General features: G+C 40.4%; 16 protein-coding genes. 7 read left to right on the forward strand and 9 right to left on the reverse strand.

Annotated elements, in window-relative coordinates:
* Positions 1 to 72 precede the first annotated feature (72 nt).
* The 3 genes from GYM62_RS14370 (at position 73) to GYM62_RS14380 (ending at position 3,909) form a co-directional block, all read left to right on the forward strand.
* Complete coding sequence (locus GYM62_RS14370) at positions 73 to 1,416, forward strand: vanadium-dependent haloperoxidase (RefSeq protein ID WP_219956918.1); 1,344 nt, start codon at positions 73 to 75, stop codon at positions 1,414 to 1,416.
* Positions 1,417 to 1,466: 50 nt separating this feature from the next.
* Positions 1,467 to 2,594 (forward strand): sugar phosphate isomerase/epimerase, encoded by a 1,128-nt coding sequence (locus tag GYM62_RS14375; protein WP_219956919.1) that lies wholly within the window; start codon positions 1,467 to 1,469, stop codon positions 2,592 to 2,594.
* 100 nt (positions 2,595 to 2,694) lie between these two features.
* On the forward strand, positions 2,695 to 3,909 hold the full coding sequence (locus tag GYM62_RS14380; protein ID WP_219956920.1) for an ATP-binding protein: 1,215 nt from the start codon (positions 2,695 to 2,697) through the stop codon (positions 3,907 to 3,909).
* Positions 3,910 to 3,913: 4 nt separating this feature from the next.
* Here GYM62_RS14380 and rnhA read toward each other — a convergent pair whose 3' ends face one another.
* From rnhA to aroQ, 4 genes are all read right to left on the reverse strand, one after another.
* Positions 3,914 to 4,369 (reverse strand): ribonuclease HI, encoded by a 456-nt coding sequence (gene rnhA, locus GYM62_RS14385; protein ID WP_219956921.1) that lies wholly within the window; start codon positions 4,367 to 4,369, stop codon positions 3,914 to 3,916.
* A 31-nt stretch (positions 4,370 to 4,400) separates the two neighbouring features.
* Positions 4,401 to 4,982 (reverse strand): MarC family protein, encoded by a 582-nt coding sequence (locus GYM62_RS14390; RefSeq protein ID WP_091652751.1) that lies wholly within the window; start codon positions 4,980 to 4,982, stop codon positions 4,401 to 4,403.
* A gap of 100 nt (positions 4,983 to 5,082) precedes the next feature.
* Positions 5,083 to 6,138 (reverse strand): aminotransferase class V-fold PLP-dependent enzyme, encoded by a 1,056-nt coding sequence (locus GYM62_RS14395; protein WP_219956922.1) that lies wholly within the window; start codon positions 6,136 to 6,138, stop codon positions 5,083 to 5,085.
* A gap of 14 nt (positions 6,139 to 6,152) precedes the next feature.
* Positions 6,153 to 6,566 carry a type II 3-dehydroquinate dehydratase gene (aroQ, locus tag GYM62_RS14400; RefSeq protein WP_219956923.1) on the reverse strand — a complete coding sequence of 138 codons (414 nt, stop codon included), beginning with the start codon at positions 6,564 to 6,566 and terminating at the stop codon, positions 6,153 to 6,155.
* Positions 6,567 to 6,706: 140 nt separating this feature from the next.
* Here aroQ and rlmN point away from each other — a divergent pair, with 140 nt between their 5' ends.
* The 3 genes from rlmN (at position 6,707) to GYM62_RS14415 (ending at position 11,054) form a co-directional block, all read left to right on the forward strand.
* Positions 6,707 to 7,774, forward strand: a complete 1,068-nt coding sequence (gene rlmN / locus GYM62_RS14405) for a 23S rRNA (adenine(2503)-C(2))-methyltransferase RlmN (protein WP_219956924.1) — start codon at positions 6,707 to 6,709, stop codon at positions 7,772 to 7,774.
* Positions 7,775 to 7,846: 72 nt separating this feature from the next.
* The gene (locus tag GYM62_RS14410; RefSeq protein ID WP_219956925.1) at positions 7,847 to 10,522 is read left to right on the forward strand and encodes a TonB-dependent receptor plug domain-containing protein; all 2,676 of its coding nucleotides are present in this window, start codon (positions 7,847 to 7,849) and stop codon (positions 10,520 to 10,522) included.
* Positions 10,523 to 10,577: 55 nt separating this feature from the next.
* The gene (locus tag GYM62_RS14415) at positions 10,578 to 11,054 is read left to right on the forward strand and encodes an outer membrane beta-barrel protein (RefSeq protein ID WP_219956926.1); all 477 of its coding nucleotides are present in this window, start codon (positions 10,578 to 10,580) and stop codon (positions 11,052 to 11,054) included.
* On the opposite strand, the gene GYM62_RS14420 is transcribed toward GYM62_RS14415, so the two are convergent.
* The 4 genes from GYM62_RS14420 to GYM62_RS14435 are packed head-to-tail and all read right to left on the reverse strand — an operon-like array spanning position 11,055 to position 15,040.
* Positions 11,055 to 11,990 carry a rhomboid family intramembrane serine protease gene (locus GYM62_RS14420; protein WP_219956927.1) on the reverse strand — a complete coding sequence of 312 codons (936 nt, stop codon included), beginning with the start codon at positions 11,988 to 11,990 and terminating at the stop codon, positions 11,055 to 11,057. It lies immediately after the preceding gene.
* A 2-nt stretch (positions 11,991 to 11,992) separates the two neighbouring features.
* A complete protein-coding gene (locus GYM62_RS14425; RefSeq protein ID WP_219956928.1) occupies positions 11,993 to 12,784 on the reverse strand; it encodes a rhomboid family intramembrane serine protease in 792 nt (263 codons plus the stop codon).
* Entirely contained in the window at positions 12,777 to 14,639 is a 1,863-nt protein-coding gene (gene mutL, locus GYM62_RS14430) for a DNA mismatch repair endonuclease MutL (protein ID WP_219956929.1), read from the reverse strand. Before mutL ends, GYM62_RS14425 begins: the two co-directional genes overlap by 8 nt.
* A complete protein-coding gene (locus GYM62_RS14435; protein WP_219956930.1) occupies positions 14,636 to 15,040 on the reverse strand; it encodes a hypothetical protein in 405 nt (134 codons plus the stop codon). The genes mutL and GYM62_RS14435 overlap by 4 nt, the downstream gene beginning before the upstream one ends.
* 374 nt (positions 15,041 to 15,414) lie before the next feature.
* On the opposite strand from GYM62_RS14435, the gene GYM62_RS14440 reads away from it, so the two are divergent.
* Positions 15,415 to 18,369 (forward strand): glycoside hydrolase family 3 N-terminal domain-containing protein, encoded by a 2,955-nt coding sequence (locus GYM62_RS14440; RefSeq protein WP_219956931.1) that lies wholly within the window; start codon positions 15,415 to 15,417, stop codon positions 18,367 to 18,369.
* Between the two features lie 43 nt (positions 18,370 to 18,412).
* Here the strand turns inward: GYM62_RS14440 and GYM62_RS14445 are convergent, their stop codons facing one another.
* The gene (locus tag GYM62_RS14445; protein ID WP_219956932.1) at positions 18,413 to 19,732 is read right to left on the reverse strand and encodes a Xaa-Pro peptidase family protein; all 1,320 of its coding nucleotides are present in this window, start codon (positions 19,730 to 19,732) and stop codon (positions 18,413 to 18,415) included.
* Positions 19,733 to 19,904 lie beyond the last annotated feature (172 nt).

Here is a 19,904-nt window from a genome sequence, read left to right on the forward strand (position 1 = left end):
AATCAGTCCAAAAACTTGAGTCTCCCAGCACTATTCAGTAAATTTAAGATTCATTAAAAGACAGTAATTCAAATGATTAGATTAAAAGGGTTGCTCTTTTCGCTACTACTCTTGACGATTTTCTCTTGTCAGGAACCAGTGGATTATAGCGATGCAATTACCGACGGCCATTATTTAAGTGAAGCACAGGACAGGATTACAGAAGTAATTATTCATGATATATTTTCTCCTCCCGTAGCAGCACGAATTTATTCCTATTCTTCCCTTGCAGCCTATGAAGTTGCAGCGGCAGTGGATCCAGGATATAAGTCTCTTATGGGACAATTAAATGGCTCAGAAGCTATTAATATTCAAGTTCCGAAGAACATTTATCCTCCACTTGCTTCTTTGGCAGCCTATTACAAAATGGGAACTGCCTTGATCTTTTCAGAAGAAATGGTTCAAAACCACAAGGAGAAAGCTTTTGCAGAATTAAAGGAAAAAGGCATTCCGGATGATGTATTTGAAGCATCAGTGAAGTTCGGAGAAGAAATCGCTGATCATATCAAAGCCTATTCATCCAAGGATAATTATCATCAAAGCAGATCCTTCCCGAAATATACAGTAACTGGGCAACCCGGAACCTGGGAGCCTACTCCGCCAGCATATATGGAAGGAATTGAGCCTCATTGGAATAAGATCAGAACATTCGTTATTGACTCAGCTGCCCAATTTAAGGTTTCCCCTCCCCCAGCCTATTCTACTGATCCAAATTCGGAATTTTATCAAAAGGCCAAAGAAGTTTATGATGCGGTAGTCAATGCTTCCAAAGAAGAACTGGATATCGCCATGTTCTGGGATTGTAATCCCTACAAAATGAATGTGAAAGGACATGTGATGTTTGCAGAGAAAAAAATTACTCCTGGTGGACACTGGATGAGTATCGCTGCTATTGCAGCAAAAACCGCCAATGCAGACTGGAAAAAAACAGCTGAGGCATTAGCAATGACGGGAATTTCCCTGCACGATGCCTTTGTTGCTTGTTGGGATGAGAAGTACCGTAGCAAATTAGTAAGACCCGAAACCTACATCAATCAATTTATAGATCAGGAATGGGTTCCTTATTTACAAACGCCTCCATTTCCTGAGCATACCAGTGGCCATAGCGTAGCATCAACCTCTGCTGCTTTTACACTAACTCAGATATTTGGTGAAGACTTCCATTTTGTTGATAGTTCAGAAGTCAACTATGGACTTCCAATAAGAGAGTTTGACTCTTTCATGGAGGCTTCTGCGGAAGCGGCTATTTCAAGATTTTATGGGGGCATCCACTACATGCCAGCTATCAATGAGGGTGTTTGGCAAGGAAGAAAAGTTGGAGAGCTCATTTGGTCCAGAATTAGTACCAAGCCTGAAAATTTGGCAGAAAACAAGTAATTTAAGCAGCCCTTAGGGGCTGTTTTTTTTAACCCAAAACCTATAAACCCATGGCGAATCCTATTTGGATTATGACTTCAGCTTTTGATCAGCTGAACTTGGAACAGACTATAGAAAAAGCCAATGAAATCGGAGTTCAAGGATTGGACTTATGTGTGTTCAGAAGAGATGGAACCCGGGATGATTTCGTGGCTACTCATTTGGATTATGAGAATTTCAGTGTAAATGAAGCAAAAAAATTAATTGATCAATTTAATGCTGCTTCTTTAAGACTTTCCTTAGGTGCTTTTGAAAATCTAATCGGTGGAGATCCTGCGCAAAGAATAAAAAACCAAAATCATCTTTTGAGATTGATCCGAATGGCTTATTTGCTTGGGGGAGATGAAAATGATGTCAAAGTTGGAACCTTTGTGGGCTACAACCATGAGTTGGGAAATGAAGACGGAGGATTTGAAAAAAACCTCTTGGAATATCAGCGTATTTTCAAACCCATCATCCAATATGCTGCTGATTTAGGAGTAAGTATTTTGTATGAAAACTGCCCAATGGAAGGCTGGAGAAGTTCTGGGCATTTTGGCACTTTCAATAATTTACCGGGAGTCCTAGCCGCCAGAAAACTGATGTATCAACTGATTCCGGAAAAGAATCACGGTGAGATTTACGACCCTTCACATGATATTTGGCAACATACAGATCCTGTAGAAGTCATCAAGCATACAGATATGACTCGCCTTCAGAGAATCCATGTCAAATCGACTCGAAATAATCCAGATCCATTCTGGGGAAATATGTATCCTATGCATCAGATTCCTGAAGATTGGGCCAAAAAGGCTGGAATCCCATCCAGTACCAATCCTTGGGATCGGCATCACTACGAGGCTACCTTACCTGGATTTGGCTTAGGGGATGATCTGGACTGGAGAGCATTTGTGAATATTCTAAAAGAAAAAGGATTCACAGGGCCATTTGAAATAGAAAATGAAGCAGTATTGTCCAAGCAAACCGGAAAAATGGGTGCTATCGTCCAAGGCTGTAAGGCGGCTGTTCAAAACTTAGCCCCTTTGCTTTATGAGTTGACGGATGAAGGCTGGGTATTTCCAGCATCTGAGCATCAAACTCTAATAGAAGTCAATCGAAAAGACATCCAAATTGTAAAAATGGATGACTTACAAGGCTAAAGTTTATATTCACAGAAAACAAAAGTTTATACTGATAAAATAAACTTGTTTATATTATCAAAATAAACCTTTACCTTTGAGTAGGATAAACAGCAGAAATATGCTACTTAAAGAAGAAATAGAACTAGCAGTCAATCGTCAAAAAAAGCTTTTTGATCAACATTTGTCACTCACTCCTAGAGAGGCGAAAAACAAAATAAATCAAGGAAGTCAACAAATAGAGGTAATAACTGGAATCAGAAGGTCCGGAAAAAGTTCGCTCATGCGACAACTTATCGAGGAATATGATCCAAACTACTCCTATCTAAACTTTGAGGATCCGCGATTATTTGACTTCACAGTTGATGATTTTTCCAAGTTGGATGAAATCTTGGAATCAAGTGGCTCGCCTTATTTTTTTGATGAAATCCAAAATGTAAAAGGTTGGGAAGTATATGTCCGGCAATTGCATGATAATGGGCAAAAAGTCTTTATCACTGGATCTAATGCTTCGCTTCTTAGCCGGGAGCTCGGCACTCGACTTACCGGGAGGTATTTAGCTTATGAAATATTCCCCTTCTCCTATTCAGAGTTTTTAAAATATCATGCTTGGGAGGACAATGCAGAGAACTTTCAAAATTATTTGGACTTAGGAGGCTTTCCTGAATATCTCAGAGACAAAAATCCTGAAATCCTTCAAAACTTACTCAAGGATATCGTTTTCCGAGATATCGCTATTCGTTATGGTATCAAAAACACCAAAACACTCTTAGACATAACTCTTTATCTGATATCCAATGTGGGAAAAGAAATAAGTTATAATGGAATCAAAAAAACCTTTGAAATAGGCTCTGCAAATACTGTCTCTGATTATCTAAATTGGTTAGAAGATGCCTATCTTCTATTTTTCCTACCGCGCTTCAGCTGGTCAGCTAAAAGCATATCCAAAAATCCCAAGAAAGTATATTGCATAGATCCTGGATTTGCACGGGCAAATTCATTGAGCTTTTCAAAGGATCAAGGAAGATTATTGGAAAATTTGGTCTATTTAATCTTTCGAAAAACCACCCATAAGTTGTTCTATTACCGTGAGAAAAAGGAATGTGATTTTGTGGTTTTTGAAGAGAAAAACTGTAAATGGGCTGTACAAGTTTCTGAAAAAATCCATTCAGAAAACAAAAATCGAGAAATAGAAGGCCTACTTGAAGCAATGAGTTTTTTTGACCTGAAAGAAGGCTTTATACTTACCTTGGATCAAGAAGACAGTCTTTCTGTGGATGGGAAAATGATTTGGATTCTACCTATAAGGGCTTTCCAAAAGATTTACTTGTCTTAGAGCACTATTTAGTATTTGTCTCATACCCCTCATCTACTTTGAGACCTGGACCTTCCGCAGCTTCTACCGCTAGCTGATCGCAGCGCTCATTTTCAATATTTCCTGCATGTCCTTTCACCCAAACGAATTTAGGCTTGTATTTTAAATGAAGTGGAATATATCTCAACCAGAGATCAGGGTTCTTTTTATCCTTGAAACCTTTTTTCTGCCAGCCCCACAACCAGCCTTTTTCAACGGCATCTACCACGTATTTACTATCTGAGTAGATGGTTACCGGAATTCCGGTCAACTTCAATTCCTGCAAAGCTCTAATCACCGCTAAAAGCTCCATACGGTTATTGGTAGTAAGCCGAAACCCCTCGGAAAGTTCTTTCCTGTGTTGGTTGAATTTCAAGACTGCCCCATAGCCTCCCGGTCCAGGATTGCCCTTAGCAGCCCCATCTGTGTAAATGGTAATCATGATGCAAAGAAAGTAAATTCAGCCCACTGTCTCAGACAATATCCATAGGGAATGCGTTGGACTTGAAAATCTTCACAGCTATCGACAAAAGAATAATACCGAAAATTCGTCTTAAAACATCAAGACCTGTTTTTCCGAGCTTTCTTTCCAGCCAGGTGGTACTTTTCAAAACGGCATAAACAAATACCAAGTTGAGCAAAATCCCGATAGCAATATTCACTTGGGCAAATTCTGCCTTCAAGGTTAGGATAGTTGTCAAAGTACCTGCTCCCGCGATCAAAGGAAATGCAATCGGAACTATAGATGCTCCTGCTGTAGCATCTGGATCCGGTTTAAACAATTCAATCCCCAAGATCATTTCAGCGCCCAAAGCAAATATGATCAAAGCTCCGGCAATGGCGAAGTCCTCCACTCCTATTCCAAAAAGACCTAAAATTGACTTTCCGGCAAGAAGGAATAGAATCATCAAAACACCTGCGGCAACCGTAGCCTTCTCAGACTGGATATGGCCAACTTTTTTTCGAAGATTAATGATGATCGGAATAGAACCGAGTATATCAATGACCGAAAACAGGATCAATGACACGGAAAGGATTTGCTTGAAGTCAATCATGCTGCAAAGCTACACCAAATAAAATTTGCTTTGCAAATATGTGAGGTTAGGATTTTTTTAGCGTTCAGTTAAGTTTCACTCCCAAACTCCTCTACCCTTTTCAATATTGGCTCAGAAAAGCAATCAGTTTTTCCATTTCAGCATCTGTAATAGCAGGAAAATTGGCAATGCGGAATGAAATAGGCTTCAATGGCCCATATCCCGAACCTAACTGCATTCCTTCTTTTTCGGCTGCTTTTTTTACTTGGGAAATCGTATCCTCCAAACCGGTTACACCAAGTACAGTTGTACTTCTGGCTTGTTGATTATCCACCAAAAGTCGAAGCGTTTTAGTCTTAGCAACACAATCCTCCAACTGACTCATTCGACGACGAAGATTTTGATCTATATGCTGAATTTCCTGCATATCCTGCAGCACTCTATTAAGCAAGTAAATCCCCAAGACATTAGGGGTGTAATGAGTCTGATAAGAACGCGCATTTTCCAACATAAAGCTCAAACTATTATACCTGCCTTTCTCTCCTTTTCTTTCTGTTTGGGCTATAGCTCTTGGGGATAAAATCAAGACTCCTAATCCTGCTGGAAGACCGAAGCATTTTTGAACCGAAGCATACCAGATATCTCCCAAGCTAAAATCCAACTCTATTCCAGCCATACTGGAGGTGGTATCCACCGCAATTAATTTCTCCGGATATTTTTCACGGATATCTTCCAAGTACTCCATCCTTACCTGGGAAGCATTGGAAGTTTCATTTTGAGTGATTGCAATTAAATCGAACTCTTCAGAAATCGTTAAAGAAGCTATATCAACCGTTTCATTGGCCTGGATTTTCTGCCCATCTGTTGCAGGAATAATGTGCTTGGCCAACTCTATCCACTTTTTCCCAAAAGAACCCGAATAGATATGAAAGCTGGCTCTTTCTACAATAGATTGAGAGATAATCTCCCAGTTTTCAGTGGCAGAAGAGGTAAAAATCAATTTGTAATCTTCAGGCATATGCAGTTTTTGCCGCATCAAGGATTCGGTTTCTTGATATAGCTGCATAAATGCCCCACTTCGGTGATTGGCACTTAATATTCCTTCTTGATAAGCTTCTTGCAAATAAGTTGGCAAAGAGTCATAGACTTTGGAAGGTCCGGCTGCAAATGTGATCATAGGAATTAGGGGTATTAAAGAAAATAACGGATTCCGAGTTCATAGCCTTTTAGGCCTAAGCCTGAAATCATGCCCACACAGGATTTGGAAATAATACTCTTGTGACGAAACTCTTCCCGCTTATAAATATTAGAAATATGCACTTCCAAAACAGGAGTATTTACACCCGCTATGGCATCAGATATGGCAACAGATGTATGGGTATAGCCACCAGCATTCAATAGAATCGCATCAAAAGTGAAGCCCACTTCATGAATCTTATTGATCAGCTCTCCCTCCACATTGCTTTGAAAATAATGAATCTCCACTTGGGGGAAGGCTTTTCTCAAATTTTTCAAATATTCTTCAAAAGAGGTACTTCCATAAACTTCAGGCTCTCTTTTTCCCAAAAGATTCAAATTAGGGCCATTGATGATTTGAATTTTCAAAATTTAATTTGGTTTGAGAGTATTGAATGATTTTCACTCAAAGTTAAAAAGTACCACGATAAAACGAGTCATGATGCCCTAATCAGGAAGGATTTATTTTTAAAAGGGATAAAGTCAATGCTTGTTTGTAGCTTTGCAGTATGGAAGAAATTCAAAAGCGGGACATTAGAAAACTCAGCCTGAGTGAGTTGGAAGAGTTTTTTTTGGAGCATGGAGAGAAAAAATTCCGGGCCAAACAGGTCTATGAATGGCTGTGGAATAAATCCCTGAAAAACTTCGATGACATGAGTAATATTTCTCTTTCAACCCGAGAATTACTCAAGCAGCATTTTTCTATCAACCATATTCTGGTTGATTTGATGCAGCATTCTCAAGATGGTACAATCAAGAATGCGGTGAAGCTTTATGATGAAAAAATTGTGGAGTCTGTTTTGATTCCAACCAGCAAAAGAATCACTGCCTGCGTGTCTTCTCAGGTGGGTTGCAGTTTGGATTGTAACTTCTGTGCAACTGCCCGCCTGAAACGAATGAGAAACCTAAATCCTGATGAAATTTATGATCAGGTAGTGGCCATCAAAGAAGAGGCGGAAACTTATTTCAATCGCCCATTGACCAATATTGTATTCATGGGCATGGGTGAACCCCTTTTGAATTACAACAACGTAATTGCTGCGATCGAAAAAATCACTTCCCCTGAAGGATTGGGAATGGCATCAAGAAGAATCACCCTATCTACGGTGGGGATTCCAAAAATGATCCGAAAAATGGCGGATGATGAAGTGAAATTCAATTTGGCTATTTCCCTTCACTCAGCGATCAATGAGACTAGATCTCGATTAATGCCCATCAATGATAAAAGTCCTTTGGAAGAATTGGCGGAGTCATTGAAATATTGGTACGAAAAGACCAAGCGAAAAGTAACTTATGAATATGTGATTTGGGATGGAATCAACGATGATGAAACACATGCCCGAGCGCTAGCCAAATTCTGTAAAATCATTCCTTCCAAAGTCAATATCATCCAGTACAATCCCATCGATGAGGGAGAATTTAGACAAGCAAGTCAACAAGCCGTAGAGATGTACGTTAGAATTTTAGAATCTCAAGGAATCATTGCGAAAGTCAGAAAATCCCGAGGTCAGGATATCGATGCAGCTTGTGGTCAATTGGCAAATAAAAATGAGGTCAGTCAATTAACTAATATTTAAGATTTTTTCACTTGTTTTTAATAAGGTCATTATGTTTCTTAGTCCATAAATTAAAATTTTGCTTGAGTTCATATGAAACATATCACTTTTAAAGTCATTTTTGGCTTTTGCTTTTTTTGCCTGAACCCAGTTTTTTCTCAAAGTTTTCCGGAAAAAGTTCAGCAATTCTTCGAAGAATATAGAAATGAAACCCCTCCTGAAAAAGTCTACTTACAACTAGATAAACACACCTATACATTAGGCGAGGATGTTTGGTTTAGTGCTTTTTTGGTTGCTGGTTCATATCAAGTTCCTTCTCCATTGAGCCAAACCTTATACGTGGATCTTTTTGATGGGGATGGCTTGCTTCTGGAGCAAAAAATTATCCGATTAGAAAAAGGAAGAGGAAACGGAGATTTCACTTTACCATCCTTCGGAAAACCAGGGAATTATCAGATCAAGGCATACACTGCCTGGATGAGAAATTCAGGAGAAGAGTTCTTTTTTGAAGGAGGCTTTTCAGTAATTGACGGTGCAGGAGGTAGTTTTCTACCGAAAATGACAATTAATGCAATTGAAAGCTCAGGAGGAAAGGCAACTTACAGAACTGAACTTTTGGCCATCGACAAATCCGGAAATCCCCTTGCGGGAAAAGCTCTTCAAATGAAAGTCTTTGGAGGGGATGAAGAGGTCCACAGTCAGGACTTATTATTAAATGAAGAAGGGATTGTCAGCTTTTCCTTTTCTATCCCAGAAAAGCCTTATCCATCCCAACATGTAGAGTTGATCTACTTGGAAAATGAAAATTATTCCGTTTCCCAGAAAATCAGACTTCCTTACAGCTTCAATCTGGCAGATATCCAATTTTTACCTGAAGGAGGAAATTGGGTTGTCAGCAAGAAATCCAATATAGCATTTAGGGCTATTGCTCCTGATGGAAATCCTCTTAGCATTCAGGGAACTATTGCTGGAACCGATATTTCTTTTGAAAGCAATTTTGCAGGCTTGGGGAAATTTGAAATTACCCCGGATAAGCAGGATTACCAGGCAGAAATTAGTCATCCTGTCTCTGGGCAGAAGAGAACCATAAATCTGCCAAAAGCATCTACTGATGGTCTTGCATTACAGGTTATTAATAACCCTGCCGCAAGCTATCTTACAGCATTTATTCAGGGAGTTTCGGACGCCAATTCTCTCCTGCTAGTAAGCCAAACCAGAGGCCTAATCAATTATATGATTGAAGGAAAATTGACGAATGGGGTTTGGGGTGTAAGAATCCCCAAAGAAAACTTGATTTCCGGAATCAATCAGATTACAGTTTTGACTTCGGAGGGGACTCCCCTGGCTGAGCGATTAATCTTTATCCGAAAAGAAGAGAATGAGCTAAAACTTGATGTGAATTCCAATTCATCTTTGAGTCCAAGAGAAAAAATCAAATTGGAAATCACGAATCAAAGTGCAGGAAACCAGGTTTCTGGAAGCTTCTCAGTTTCCATTGTAGATGCAGAGCAAGTGTCAGATGAAAGTGAAGTTTACGGTACCATTTATTCACATCTTTTACTGAGTTCAGATCTAAAAGGTCAAATCCACCAACCTGGTTATTATTTCCAAAACCAAGATGAAAGTACCTTAGAGGCATTAGATCTAGTGATGCTGACCCATGGATGGAGACGATTTACTTGGGATCAAATCGCTAAAAATGAACAGGGTGAAATCAATTATTTCATTGAAAGAGGAATAAATATAGAAGGTCAGATTAGCGACCAAGAGGATACTAGAAAGGGATTATCCGGAGGTAAAATTACCGCAATGGTAGGAAATGGAATCGAGATTGTGACGACTGAATTTGGCTCTAATGGGCGATTCATTATTCGAGATTTAGATTATCAGGATTCTGCCAGTGTTACCTTGACAGCAGTGGATAATAGACTAAAGAACTTTGTGGATATCAAAGTCACCCAACCGGAGGCTGTTTTCACCGGCACTTCTGGCAACTATTCTACTGAAATAAAATGGCCTGAAAATCTAGCTGCTACCTATGAGGAAAGAGCCCTTATGAGGAGAATGAATGAGGATCCTGATATTTTGGACTTGGAAGGAGTCACTGTGGAAGCTCAGACCTTTAAAAAAGAGGACGAAGAAGTACAAAAAATTTATGGCCCAGGAGATGTCAGCATAGACCCTGAAAAAATCCCGGGTTCTGTGGGCTTTACCAATGTTTTTCAACTGATCCAGGGAAGGGTTTCTGGTGTCAAAGTATTTGTATCTGGCTTGGATGTAAGTGTACAAATTCGAGGAGTTGGCTCTATCAATGCAGGCACAGGACCGCTGTATTTATTGGACAATATTCCTGTAGATGCTAATACACTACTTCAGGTGAATCCAAGGGATGTAGCTAGTGTGGATGTATTCAAGGATCCTGCAAGAGCTGCTATTTTTGGAGCTCAAGGTGCAAACGGAGTGATTGCAGTTTATACCAAAAGAGGCAGTGGCTTTACTCCGAGTGTTGGCGGAACTTTGGTTACTACCTACGGAGGTTATTCCGTTGCAAAGGAGTTTTATCAGCCCAATTATGATGAAAAAGGCACATCTACTGCTTTGAATGATAAGCGTGCTACAATTTTCTGGAAACCAATTTTAGAAATAGGGGAAGATGGAAAAGCAAATTTGGAATACTTTAATACTGATGTAGCCAAGAAGCATTTGATCTTTATAGAAGGAATAGACGAAGAGGGCAGAATTGGCAGAGTGGCACGTATTTTAGAATAATACTTGTAATGTTCACCAAAGCCTTCTAATTTTTGTAAAAATAAATTTGAATGGAATGAAAAAGGCTTTGGTGATTTTAATTTTAGGAATCCTACTTCCTTTGGGGCTAGAAGCTCAATCATTGGAACAAGGAAATACTCGCTTCCACACTTATGGAACCTATGGCCTGAGATGGAAAGACTTTGGAGTAGGCGCAGGAGTAGAGTATTTTTTCCTCGACAATTTCGCCATAATGCCAAGCTTCACTTATATCATGCCGAATGTAGGGAACCGAAGCAATTTTAGCATGGATCTACGCTACTATGTTTCTGATGGTCCGTCCCAACTCTTTTTTCTGGCAGGTTATAGCCAAAATTGGGAGAACCTTCAACCGGGAGACCCAGGAGTCAGACGAACATTCAAAGGCGCCAATGTAGGCGTGGGAGCTTATATAAGAATTGTGGATTGGGTGGGGCTGAACACTGAATTCAGAATACAGAGTCAAAATCCTCAAGAAGCAGGATTTAAAGTAGGTTTTGCTTTCCCACTCTGATTATTTCTTACTGAATTCAAATAGTTTCCTTTTCTCTTCTTTGGTCAGGGCTTCATAGCCTCGGTCCGCAATTTTATCCAGTATTCTATCGATTTCTTCCTGACTCGTTTCTTCAGAGGATTTGGTAGCGGTAGGCTTGGATTTTGGGCTGGAAAAAGAGCCAAAAGATCCCGACTCAGTCTTCGCTTTTCTATAGCTTACTTTCACTTTCGTTGGGCTCTTTTTGAAAAGATTCTCGAAGAAAATCCCCACTTTCTGAACAGGAACTCCCCAATCATTCCCTCTTCTGAGTTGGGTGATATACAGAAATCCCATCAATGCCCCTCCTAAGTGCGCCAGTTCCCCTCCGGCATTTGCGCCAGCAGAATTGGCAAAGGAAAGAACCACATAGAAAATCGCTATGTATTTGATTTTGACAGGCCCTAACAGGATTAGGAAGAAGGTAGTATTGGGAGTCAATGTAGCTGCACCAACCACAATTGCAAACACACCGGCACTAGCTCCAAGCATGAGAGAAGTATCTACCGAATTACTGAAGTAGGGAGCTAAATTATAGATCAACAAATAAAACAATCCCCCTGCTAAGCCTCCAAGAATATATAAATTAGCCAATTTTCGACTACCTAAGTATTGGTGGATCAACAAGCCAAACCAGTAGAGAAAAAGCATGTTGAAGAGGATGTGAAAAATCCCCTCATGTAAAAACATATAGGTGAACAGGCTCCAAGGTTGAGTGGCCAATTTGGGAAGCGATGCCGGCATCATAAAATAGGAGATCAGGGAAGAGTATAATTCTCCAAAGCCTCCAATAGTCATAATGACTCTGGAAATCATGAATACCAACCAAACAAGGATATTGATAGCGATTAGTTTATAAAGGCTATTATCACCGTGCTTGAAAGCGTTCCTAAGATTTTCCCAAAAATTGCCGTACATAATTAATAAAAACTGTTTCTATCTTTTTTCCACTTGTAAACCAATGCGCCACCTATAATCAGCCCACTCAAATGGGCAAAATGGGCCACATTATCCAGCGGATTGTTTATCAATACGTTGTAAATCGTATAAAGTCCATAAAAAAGGACCAAATATTTCGCTTTGACAGGCATAGGAGGAAACAGCAAAAAGAGCTGGGTGTTTGGAAAAAGCATCGCAAATGCAATCAATATTCCAAATAAAGCTCCCGATGCCCCTACCATAGGGATATTTCCCTGAATATCGGAAATGGCCTCTAAAGTTTGATTTGCGCGATCAATTTTCACTTGATCCTGAGGATCTCTACTGAAATCATCCACAAACTCAAATACTCTCCTGTCGAAGAAATTTCTATTTTCTAATACAATCTTGTTGAAGTACTCTGGGTCTGGATTTGCCTGAAATCGCTCTACTTTGGCTTCCAGATTATTCATCCGGTAAATATTATATCCTGAATAGAGAACTCCCGATCCTACTCCGCAAACCATCCAAAGAATCAAAAGCTTCTTTGGTCCGAGGAACTGCTCCAACAAAGGGCCAAAGATCAATAGACCAAACATGTTACTGAATAGATGCCAAAAGTCGGCATGCATAAACATGTATGTCAGAAACTGAAAGGGCTTGAAATACTGGCTTCCAATGTAATACAAAGCAAACCACTCATTGAGAACAGGAAAAATGAAAGAGCTGACGATAAAAAGTATAATATTTATCAGCAGTAAATTTTGTACTACAGGTGTGATATTTCTAAACATGCGATTTTCCGAAGAATGAATGTATGCTGGATAAATCCAATTTTACGAAGGTTTTGTTCCCTCCCAGTCCATAATTTGGGTTTTGGCAGGCAAAAAGCTGCCCAACCAAAGTTTCCATTTCCTGAGAATTGAGTTTTTGACCCTTTTTTAAGGAAGACTTACGGGCTAAAGAGCGGGCAAGATTTTCTCGATTATCCAATGAAAGCTCATTTTTGAAATTCTTGAATTGCTCGATCAATCCTTCAAATAATTCTTTTTCATTTTTTACCTGAATATCAGCTGGTACTCCCTGAACCAATACGGCATTATTGCCAAATTCAGAAATCATAAAGCCAAGGCTGTGCAGCTCTCCCATTAATCCTACCACCAACTCATAATCTGAAGGATTTAATTGAACTACGGGAGGAAAAAGACATTGTTGCGATGGACCTTGCGCCAACTTCAATTGTCTTAGATAGCGTTCGTATAATATCCTCTCATGTGCTGCTTGCTGATCCAAAATCAATAAGCCAGTGGACATTTGAGCTACGATATAGCTTAACTCCACCTGAAAAGTTGTCCCAGTACCCTCGCCCTCTGCTGGTTTGGGAAAAGAACTGCTCTCTTCTTCCGGATTTGCCTTGCTGGAAAAAGTCAAGACTTCAGAATCATCACTTTCCTCAGAAACAGGTCTTTTTTGCTCTTGGATAAAAGTCTGATTTCCTTCAAACAGCCTTTCCCAACCACTAACACTAGATTTTTTGAATTCAGGAGTATTGAAAGTCTTATAACTATATTCCCGATCCACATCCGCCTTCTTCTGCGCGTCAGTATTCCAATTATCTTCGAAATTCACATCCACGCTAAAATCCAATGCCGGAACCACGTGATGTGCTCCCAAAGCCTGTTTGACAGCTGCCCGAATTACCGCATAAACCGTTCTCTCATCATCGAATTTGATTTCGGTTTTGGTCGGGTGTACGTTGATATCTATATGGGATGGATCTATTTCCAAAAACAAAACATAAAAAGGATGCTGATCTGGCTGTATGAGGTTTTCAAAAGCATTGCTAACCGCATGGTTCAGATAGCTACTCTTGATGTATCTGTTGTTTACAAAGAAGAACTGCTCCCCTCTCGTTTTTTTGGCAGATTCAGGTTTGCCTATATATCCTTTTACATTGACATGGGGTGTCAATTCCTCGCAGGGAACCAGCTGACTTTGGTAGTTTTTCCCAAAAATCCCCACGATTCTCTGACTGAGTTTGCCTGGGAGCAGATTATAGATCTCCATGTCATTTTGCATCAAGGAAAATCCAATTTCAGAATAAGCCAGGGCTACTCTCTGAAATTCCTCCACAATATGCCGCATTTCTACAGGATTGGATTTCAGGAAATTTCTCCTTGCTGGCACATTGAAAAAGAGATTTTTCATGGAAACAGAAGTTCCGGGAGTGGTGGCAACAGGTTCCTGTTTTTTAACTTCTGATCCTTCAATATGAATTAGCGTTCCCAGCTCATCCGCATTTCTTCTGGTTTTTAACTCAACCTGTGCAACCGCCGCAATAGAGGCCAGAGCTTCTCCACGAAAACCAAATGTACGGATTGAAAATAAATCCTGACTGGTGCGAATTTTAGAAGTGGCATGCCTTTCGAAACTCATCCTGGCATCGGTAGCCGACATACCCTTACCATTATCAATGACTTGGATTAATTGCTTACCTGCTTCTTTTACAATTACCTGAACTTTAGTAGCACCTGCATCAATTGCATTTTCAAGCAATTCCTTCAGTGCGGAGGATGGTCTTTGAACCACTTCTCCAGCTGCAATCTGATTGGCTATTGCATCAGGTAATAATTGGATTAAATCGCTCATTTCCGGGCTTTAGATTTGAGCTTTGAGAAATAATAAATTGCTGCAATGAAAGCCACTAAATACAGGAGATATTCAAAAATTACCGGCCCGAAGTAAATATATCCACCCAATCCGCCGACTAAAATCAAAAAGATCAGAGATCTGATCATCGCTGTAGAAGCAAAGACACTTTTATCTCGAGGTTTGATTCCTTGATAATTGGAAAAAGCCCCTCTTAGACCAGATTCGTAATTTCTCAATCTATCTTCCTCCTTAATATCTCCTAATTTCCCTTCAGCTTCTAGCTGCTTTTTGATACGAGACTCCCGCTGATCCAATTCCTCTTTGACCGGATCATAATAACGGGGCTTGATATCGAATCGACTGGGGCTGGCTGTTCGAAATATGGAAGGAAATTTCATCTGTTAATAATTTGTTTTTTAGAAGTCAGACGGAATCCCTGCCTGCGGCAGGCAGGTCGCACAGTTTCCCCGATATATCGGGGCATCCCAGTGTGTGTCGTTCTTGTCGTGCTGGATTTCATTTAATCAATTTTTGAATGTGGATGCTTGAACGTTCATCAAGGAACAAGTTAGGAGACTGTCCACCGACAATCAAATTTATACCATTTTTAACCCAAAAACAGGTCTAATGTTGACCTTTCTTTACTATCTTCAATCGATTAGTAAATCTAATCTTCTGCAATTTCAGGCTAAAATGTGAGACACTACGTTGAATACTTTAGATCCTGGCGTAGGAACTTCCACAAATTTAAAGATTAAAAATTAACTCAGGTATGAGGCATAAGCTGGCAGGCATCTTTCTTCTTTGCTTTGTTGCATTATCATTTACATCCGGTAAAATGGATGTAGCTGTGGTAGTGGATGACCCATTAAATGCTCCCGATAGATTTGCACAGAGAAATTGGGTAGACTCGGTATTTCAAAGTCTAAGTTCAGAGGAGCGCTTGGGGCAACTTTTTATGGTTGCCGCTTATTCCAATAAAGATCAAAAGCACATTGATGAAATCAGTCAGCTTGTAAAAGACGAGAATCTTGGAGGATTGATATTTTTTCAGGGAGGACCTGACAGACAAGCTCGTTTGACCAATTACTATCAAGCCTTGGCTAAAACACCCCTTTTCATCGCAATGGATGCAGAATGGGGGATTAGCATGAGACTGGACTCAGTTCCTGATTTTCCTAGAGCCATGACTTTGGGCGCTATTCAGAATTCAGATTTGATTTATGATATGGGAGCCGAAATGGCCAGACAATTCAAAGAATTGGGCATGCACATTAATTTCGCTCCAGTAGTGGATGTCAACTCTAACCCTGAAAATCCAGTCATTGGCTTTAGGGCATTTGGAGAAAACAAAAAAGCAGTAGCTCAAAGAGCAGTGGCCTATATGAAAGGCCTTCAGGATAATGGTGTAATTGCCAATGCCAAGCATTTTCCCGGACATGGTGATACAGAATCAGACAGCCATTATTCCCTTCCATTGATCAAACATGCTGAAAAGAGAATTTGGGACATAGACCTATATCCTTATCAGGAGCTATTCAGAGAAAATTTGATGTCGGTGATGGTTGCCCATCTCAATATCCCAAGTTTGGACAATAATGGACAAACCCCCACCAGTCTCAGCAAAAAAGTTGTGACAGATCTGCTACAAAAGCGAATGAACTTTCAGGGTTTGATCTTTACGGATGCCTTGAACATGCGGGGAGTAACCCAATCTCACAAACCGGGTGAAGTGGATGTAGAAGCTCTTCTGGCCGGTAACGATATTCTATTGTATTCTCAGGATGTACCTAAAGCGAAGGCTTTGATCAAGCAGGCTGTAGAAAGCGGTAAAATATCCCAAGAGGAAGTAGATAGGAGAATAAGAAAAATCCTCCGAGCCAAGTATAAGGTTGGGCTTCATGATTACAAACCCATCAAAACTCATGGTTTGGTAGAAAGACTAAACACTCCAAAAACCGAGGAGATTCGGGAAAAGTTGTATTCCGAAGCCATCACAGTTGCTTCCAATAAGGGAGAATTACTCCCTTTCAAGCAGCTGGATTTGAAAAAGTTTGCCAGTCTTACTATAGGAGGAGAGGGAAAAAACTTCCAGCAAAGCCTCAGCAAGTATAGCAAATTCGATCATTTTGAAATCGAAAAAGCAGCGAGTGAATCCGCTCATTATAATTTAATGAAGCAATTGGAGGATTATGATGTGGTCGTGGTTGGCTTGATGGGCGTGACCAACAGTCCTAAAAGAGCCTTTGGAATCGCTCCTGGAGATGTAGCCCTTCTCAGAAAACTGGAACAAAGACAAAAAGTAGTCACGGTTCTTTTTGGAAATGCTTATGCTTCCCGATTTATTGAAGGATTGGGCAATGTGGTTTTTGCTTATGAGAATAATGACATGACTCAAAAGCTCAGTCCTCAGGTTCTGTTTGGCGCTAGACCGGGAATGGGAATTTTACCGGTATCAGTTAGCCCTACTTTTTCACATGGGTTGGGAGGATATATGGAAGGACTGAGAAGGCTCGCTTATGGAACTCCTGAAAGTGTGGGTATGAACAGCCAAACCCTGGATGAGATCGATGAGGTAGTAGAGAAAGCGATTAAAATGCAAGCCACTCCAGGCGCGAATGTGTTGGTTGTCAAAGACGGTAAAGTTGTTTTCGAAAGGTCTTATGGACAATTGGAATACAAGAATAGCCCGAAAGTCAATAGTGAAACTCTTTATGACTTAGCCTCTATTACTAAAGTGCTGGCGACTACTCAAGCCGTGATGTTTTTACATAGCCGAGGAGAATTGGATATGGACAAAACTTTGGGTGATTATCTCCCGGAGCTGAAAGGCACTAATAAAGAAGATCTGGTTCTGAAAGATGTAATGGCCCATGAAGCAGGATTGAAGGCTTTCATCCCTCATTATGTAAAAACAGTACAATCTGGACAATGGAGACCGGAGTATTATCAGGCCTCAGCGGCTCCCGGATTTTCAAGACCTGTATCTAATGATATGTACGCGGTAGATGGACTTCGGGACAGTATTTGGAGCTGGACAGTAGCATCTGATTTACTACCAAAATCTGGAGGAAGAAATAGATATGTTTATTCAGATTTGACCATGTATTTCATGCAGGCAGTCGTTGAAAAAATCGTCAATCAACCCTTAGATCAATTTTTAGAGCAAAATTTCTATGCTCCTCTTGGACTTTATACCATGACTTTTAATCCATTCAATAAAATGTCTTTGGACAACATCGCTCCGACAGAAGATGATGTAGCCTTTAGAAAAAGACAGGTGAGAGGCTATGTCCACGATCCGGGAGCAGCCATGTATGGAGGAGTTGCCGGACACGCTGGGCTTTTCGGAAGAGCAAATGATTTGGCAGTAATGATGCAGATGATGCTCAATGAAGGCTATTATGGAGATGTCAGCTTACTTAAACCTGGAACAGTTTCCCAATTCACGAAGAGGCAATCCAATCAAAGTAGAAGAGGATGGGGATGGGACAAACCTGAACCAGAAGCTGGACGGGGAGGAAGTGCTGGGGATTTGGCTCCAAAATCCACATTCGGGCATACTGGCTTCACTGGAACCTGCGTATGGGCAGATCCAAAAAATGATCTGATTTATGTCTTTTTGAGTAATAGGGTGTATCCGGATGCTGAAAACAAAAAGCTGCTCAGTGCGAATATCAGGACAGATATTCACGATATTATTTATAAGGCAATGGCTAAAAATTAAATAAAAATGGTCCCGTTATCAGCGGGACCATTTTTATTGATGATTATTTAATAAGGATCAAATCCTCCTGAGGCTGAATCAAATACTCTGCCCCATTCTCTGTTACCACAGCCATCTCTTCCACAGAAATGGTCTTTTCAGTTCCATCTTCCCTCTTCCAGGTATGAAAACCATCAAAGGCGAATACCATTCCCTTTTTCAATAATTTTTGCGCAGCTGGTCTGGGAGTTTCCAGTCTCGCTCCTCCTAAATTTGGTCCAACATCATGAGCCACATAGCCAACCGGATGCCCAGTGCTCCAAGGAACATAAAGAGATCCATTAGCATCCATCAAATCGCGCTGCGCTCTGTCTACATCCTCTCCTTTTACTCCTGGTTTCATGGCTGCCAGAGCAATTCTTGACCCAGCTTTCCCATTCTCCCAATATTTTTGAATATCAGCAGGAGCCTCAGTTTCCCCGTCCTTTAACACATAGGCAAATCGTTGAATGTCACTTACCCAAATTCCGTAAAGTTTCACCCCAAAATCTGTTTGAATCACATCTCCAGGCATGATCACTTTATCCGTTGCATGCGAATGTCCTCGATCAGGACCTGAGTTGACATTGGGGTTTTGATCAGGATGCCAAGCATCTGTCACTCCATATTCAGCCATTTTTGCTTTCAAAAATTTAGCAACCTCAGCATCTGTAGTTTTGCCAGGTACGATCATCGCGTAGGCCTCATATTGAAAATCAGAAGCCATTTGAGCTGCTTTTTTCAGAATTTCAACTTCTTCAGGAAGCTTGATAGACAACCATTCGTAGACTAAATCTGTGGAAGACACCAATCTTGAAGAATAATCTCCCAAAGCCTCTTCCAAATTTCTTCTTTGCGTGTAGGAAAGTCCATCCGCCATGGTATTACTGGAAGAAGAATTAACTGCTATGGTTTTAAAACCCTTTTCTTTGATAAAATCTGCAGCAACCTGAACCGCTGAGGCTCCCCTATCTACTCGGATTACTTCATCGTGAATATCCAATTCATCCAGGGAAGTAGCCTCCCCATCAGGCGAAAAGGCCAATGAATGAAATCCTGAATCATCCAAATAAAACATAAAAACTGCGGTGCCTCCAGCGTTTTCCGCTCCGACATGTACTGCAATGGGATCATTGTGATTTTCTCTACCAATAGTAATCCAGCAGTCCACACCAGCTGCTTTCATAGCCTCAGGAAGTAATTGACTGATTCTCTTTTTTCTGATTTCCGGCCAAGGATTATCAGACCAGTCAGGTTTAACCGTTTCTGTTTGTTGCGGCGGGGTAGAGCAGGCAAATAAAAAACCTACCGCGAAAAGAATAAATAAATAACTCTTATAATTCATCTTTTTATAATTTGTTTTTTAAAGGTCAGATGGAATGCCCAAGATAATCATCCCCCTGTTTGAGATTTTTCCTCATGGGTATTTCATATGGATTGATTGTTGAAAATTTTGATTCAAAGAATTGGTTTGGAAATTGGGGCTTTTAAATGAAAGTTTCAATTCTTTTTATGCT

Source organism: Algoriphagus sp. NBT04N3 (assembly GCF_019443765.1).
In the GTDB taxonomy this organism is placed as follows: domain Bacteria; phylum Bacteroidota; class Bacteroidia; order Cytophagales; family Cyclobacteriaceae; genus Algoriphagus; species Algoriphagus ornithinivorans.

Excerpts from the sequence above, each read along its gene's own strand:
- GYM62_RS14395 (WP_219956922.1), bottom strand. The coding sequence starts at position 6,138 with ATGATCACATTTGCAGCCGGACCTTCCAAAGTCTATGACTCTTTGCCA.
- mutL (WP_219956929.1), bottom strand. The coding sequence starts at position 14,639 with ATGAGCGATTTAATCCAATTATTACCTGATGCAATAGCCAATCAGATT.
- GYM62_RS14435 (WP_219956930.1), bottom strand. The coding sequence starts at position 15,040 with ATGAAATTTCCTTCCATATTTCGAACAGCCAGCCCCAGTCGATTCGAT.
- GYM62_RS14390 (WP_091652751.1), bottom strand. The coding sequence starts at position 4,982 with ATGATTGACTTCAAGCAAATCCTTTCCGTGTCATTGATCCTGTTTTCG.
- GYM62_RS14415 (WP_219956926.1), top strand. The coding sequence starts at position 10,578 with ATGAAAAAGGCTTTGGTGATTTTAATTTTAGGAATCCTACTTCCTTTG.
- GYM62_RS14445 (WP_219956932.1), bottom strand. The coding sequence starts at position 19,732 with ATGAATTATAAGAGTTATTTATTTATTCTTTTCGCGGTAGGTTTTTTA.
- GYM62_RS14380 (WP_219956920.1), top strand. The coding sequence starts at position 2,695 with ATGCTACTTAAAGAAGAAATAGAACTAGCAGTCAATCGTCAAAAAAAG.
- rnhA (WP_219956921.1), bottom strand. The coding sequence starts at position 4,369 with ATGATTACCATTTACACAGATGGGGCTGCTAAGGGCAATCCTGGACCG.
- GYM62_RS14420 (WP_219956927.1), bottom strand. The coding sequence starts at position 11,990 with ATGTACGGCAATTTTTGGGAAAATCTTAGGAACGCTTTCAAGCACGGT.
- GYM62_RS14425 (WP_219956928.1), bottom strand. The coding sequence starts at position 12,784 with ATGTTTAGAAATATCACACCTGTAGTACAAAATTTACTGCTGATAAAT.
- GYM62_RS14410 (WP_219956925.1), top strand. The coding sequence starts at position 7,847 with ATGAAACATATCACTTTTAAAGTCATTTTTGGCTTTTGCTTTTTTTGC.
- GYM62_RS14375 (WP_219956919.1), top strand. The coding sequence starts at position 1,467 with ATGGCGAATCCTATTTGGATTATGACTTCAGCTTTTGATCAGCTGAAC.
- GYM62_RS14370 (WP_219956918.1), top strand. The coding sequence starts at position 73 with ATGATTAGATTAAAAGGGTTGCTCTTTTCGCTACTACTCTTGACGATT.
- GYM62_RS14440 (WP_219956931.1), top strand. The coding sequence starts at position 15,415 with ATGAGGCATAAGCTGGCAGGCATCTTTCTTCTTTGCTTTGTTGCATTA.
- rlmN (WP_219956924.1), top strand. The coding sequence starts at position 6,707 with ATGGAAGAAATTCAAAAGCGGGACATTAGAAAACTCAGCCTGAGTGAG.